The sequence below is a fragment of the Staphylococcus sp. HMSC62B09 genome (assembly GCF_001839115.1).
GTDB classification, from domain to species: Bacteria; Bacillota; Bacilli; order Staphylococcales; family Staphylococcaceae; genus Staphylococcus; species Staphylococcus haemolyticus.
The window spans coordinates 30,344-33,847 of record NZ_KV840115.1; the positions used below are offsets into that span (position 1 = coordinate 30,344).

The 3,504-nt window shown below is 29.1% G+C and carries 3 protein-coding genes and 2 pseudogenes; 1 reads left to right on the plus strand and 4 read right to left on the minus strand.

Features of this window, described 5'->3' with window-relative positions; all coding sequences use genetic code 11:
* Positions 1 to 47 precede the first annotated feature (47 nt).
* The 4 genes and pseudogenes from HMPREF3265_RS02875 to HMPREF3265_RS12550 form a co-directional block, all read right to left on the minus strand.
* Positions 48 to 2,210, minus strand: a pseudogene (locus tag HMPREF3265_RS02875) (peptidase domain-containing ABC transporter).
* Between the two features lie 120 nt (positions 2,211 to 2,330).
* The gene (locus tag HMPREF3265_RS12820; protein WP_256323913.1) at positions 2,331 to 2,465 is read right to left on the minus strand and encodes a hypothetical protein; all 135 of its coding nucleotides are present in this window, start codon (positions 2,463 to 2,465) and stop codon (positions 2,331 to 2,333) included.
* A gap of 24 nt (positions 2,466 to 2,489) precedes the next feature.
* Positions 2,490 to 2,645, minus strand: coding sequence for a hypothetical protein (locus tag HMPREF3265_RS12545; protein ID WP_154392039.1), 156 nt, complete (start codon positions 2,643 to 2,645; stop codon positions 2,490 to 2,492).
* Between the two features lie 46 nt (positions 2,646 to 2,691).
* A complete protein-coding gene (locus HMPREF3265_RS12550; protein WP_154392040.1) occupies positions 2,692 to 2,832 on the minus strand; it encodes a hypothetical protein in 141 nt (46 codons plus the stop codon).
* 410 nt (positions 2,833 to 3,242) lie between these two features.
* On the opposite strand from HMPREF3265_RS12550, the pseudogene HMPREF3265_RS12155 reads away from it, so the two are divergent.
* Positions 3,243 to 3,504 (plus strand): annotated as a pseudogene (locus tag HMPREF3265_RS12155) (IS6 family transposase); the annotation flags it as partial.

Consider the following 3,504-nt stretch of genomic DNA (forward strand, 5'->3'; position numbering starts at 1 on the left):
TATATCGTGCCATTGATGCAGAGGGACATACATTGTTTTAATGAGTGTTATACTTCTTTATTTTTAGTTTGTAATTGCCATAGTTTATAGTATTCATTTCGATTTTTTAATAAATTTTTATGAGTACCTTTTTCTACTATCTTTCCATTTTTCAAGGTATAAATGACATCAGCATTTTGTATAGTACTTAGTTTATGAGAAATGACAATAGCTGTTTTACCACTTTGAATTAAGTTATCAATATGTCGCATGATTTTGAATTCAGTTCGACTGTCTAAAGCGCTTGTTGCTTCATCAAAAATATAAATATCTGGGTCCTTTAGAAATGTTCGTGCTAATGAAATACGTTGTGCTTGTCCGCCAGATAAGTTTGAACCTTCTTTTTCTAGCATAGTATTGAATTGATCGGGTTGTTTTTGGATGAAATCAAAAGCTTCAGCTAATTGACATGCATTTATAATATCTTCTTTTGATTTTCCTTTGTTCATGCCATGTAGTAAATTATTTAAAATAGTATCTGCAAATAAGAAAGTTTCTTGTGAAACGTAACCAATGTGATGTCTTAGTTCATCTAGTTGTATATTGTTAATTGGGCGTTGGTCAATAGATATTTCACCCTCTACTACGTCATAATAATGATTTAATAGTTTGCCAATTGTGGATTTTCCGCTTCCACTTTCACCAACGATTGCGATTTTTTGTCCTTTATTAATTTTTAAGTTAATACCGTCTAAAATGACATCTCTATATCCATATTGAAATTTTACATTATCCATGTTTATAACGTTATTAAATATAAATGGATAGTTGTTATCATGTAATTTATCTTCAGTATCTAAATCTGTTATTTCCGCGATACGTCTAGCAGCCACAAATGATGATTGTAACGTTGGTTGTATGTTAATTAAACGTTCAATTGGACCTAAATAAAAAATTGTAAGTGCATTAAACGCTAATAAACTTCCTAAAGTCATCTGGTCATTCATAACAAAATAACTACCTATCCATAAGATTACTAAACTGACAGTAATTTTAAGGAAATTATTAATTGTCAGTTGTATGTTTGAAAGTTGCCCTAAACGTATTAAGTTGTTGATAAGTTGATTAAACTTTTGCGAACCTTGTTCAAAACGATCAGGCTCTGATTGGTAACTTTTTATTGTACTACTACCATCAAAAGATTCAATCAAATATGAACTCAATTCTGCATCATTTTCTGCAACTTTTTGGTTATAGTGTTCGAATGGTTGTTTCATCATTAGACTACATAAAATAAAAAATGGTATAAAAATGACTGTAATGAGCAACAACGTTGGACTTTGTAAATATAATAATACACAGCCAACTATAATCATAAATGTATCTACAAGTAGTGTTACGGTTGAAGATGATAGTGCTTCACGAATTTTTGAAGTATCCATAAAACGTTGTAATATTTCTCCGCTTTTACGTGTATCAAAAAAATTCATTGGTAAGTGTAATACATGTTTAAAGTAGTCTTTCATAAGGCCAATATCTATTTCTAAACTAAGTTTTAAAATCATTTGATATCTCAAATAGGTTACTAATGCATTGATTATATAAAGTATTAATACGCCTATGCTTATAGTATGTAAATTTGATAGGACATTAGATGGAATGACGTTATCGGTTAATATTTTGAAATATAAAGCACCAATGATTCCAGTTATATTTATTAAGACAGAAATTATAACTATTGTAATCAGTGTTTTATAGTTCTTTTTAAATATATCCGTAAATATATTCATATAAGAAGGTGATTCATCTCTACTATTAAATGATTCCGTCTTTTTAACTAATACAGCAATATTTGTCCATATTTCATTAAATTGTTGTTTGGTTAATTTATACTTACCTTTAGCTGGATCTACTATATGAATTTTATCTTTTTTAAGTGATTCAATAATAACAAAATGATTATATCCTTATTTGTTTACAATATGTGCAATAATTGGAAGTTCTACTTTTTTTAATTCGTTTACAGAATCTACTTTAACACCAGTTAATTTTATGCCAATATGTTCTCCAGCTTTAATCAAACCATACAAGTTTGTCCCAAGCTTATCAGTCTTAGCATAATCTCTTAAACGTGGTATTGATACACGTTTGCCAAACGATTGTGAAATCATGGCTAGACATGTTGGCCCACAATCTTTTTCGTCATATTGTTTAATGTATTTAATGTTCATTGAGTTACCACTTCCTTAGCTTGTCTCAAAAATTACTAGAATGATAAAGAAATATGTAGAAGAGGGCTGAGATATAAAATTATGTCCCAGCCCTAATTATATTAATTAAGTATATTAATCTTATTTATCATCTTTGCTTTTACTTTTACCCAATTTAGGTATTCTAGTTATAACATTACCAGTAGCAGTTCCTAGGTCTTCCCAGAAATCACCAGCATTGATAGATTTTAAATCTTTTTCAGTTAAATGTTTCATGATTACCATCCTTTGTAATTTAAATTATTTAAGTGAGTCGGCAAGGCCACGAAAAAAACTTTTAACGCCATCAGAAGTTTTGCCAATCCCGTAACCAACATGTTCAGCAAAGCCGTCTGGATCAGTTTCATTATTACCACCGTTATTTTTAATAAGTTCATCATAAGTTAATTCTTCCATGTTATTACCACCTTTATATTTTTTAGTACTTCTGGAATATTTATTTTTATCTCCAATCATTATCTTCGTGTGCTTTGTCCATGCCTTTACCTACTCGGCCGAACCAATCTGTTGTAGCATTCACCGCATCAGTGAATTTATTACCACCATTCACATTTTTAGTTTCTGCATTTGTTAAATTTTGCATACTAGCCCTCCTAATAATGTGTTTTATTTACGTAACGTAGTTTTTGTTTCCTTTCAACTACAACATTATGGTATCAATGATTTATTAATATAGTATTAACCTTAATTTGTATTTTGTTTAATATAATATTAATCTAGAAAATACTGTCATATCAGTAAGTTTTTAGTGATTTATCTAGTTAATAAGATGAAGTAGAATTGCTAATATCCTTAATTTAATCGTAATTAACAAAGCAAACTTGAAAATTTATATTTAATAATAATAAAGCTCAAATTTTAAGAATGTAGAGACATTGTAAATTTCTTAAACTCAAAGTAAGTGTTATATCTCGGGAAATCGATAAAAAAGGTTCTGTTGCAAAGTTGAATTTATAGTATAATTTTAATAAAAAGGAGTCTTTTGTATGAACTATTCTCAGATATAAACAATTCAGTACAGATGTTATCACTGTAGCCGTTGGCTACTATCTAAGATATGCATTGAATTATCATGATATATCTGAAATATTAAAGGAACGTGGTGTGAACGTTCATCATTCAACGGTCTACCGTTGGGTTCAAGAATATGCCCCAATTTTGTATCAGATTTGGCAGAAAAAGCATAAAAAAGCCTATTATAAGTGGCGTATTGATGAGACATACATCAAAATAAAAGGAAAATGGAGCTATTTAT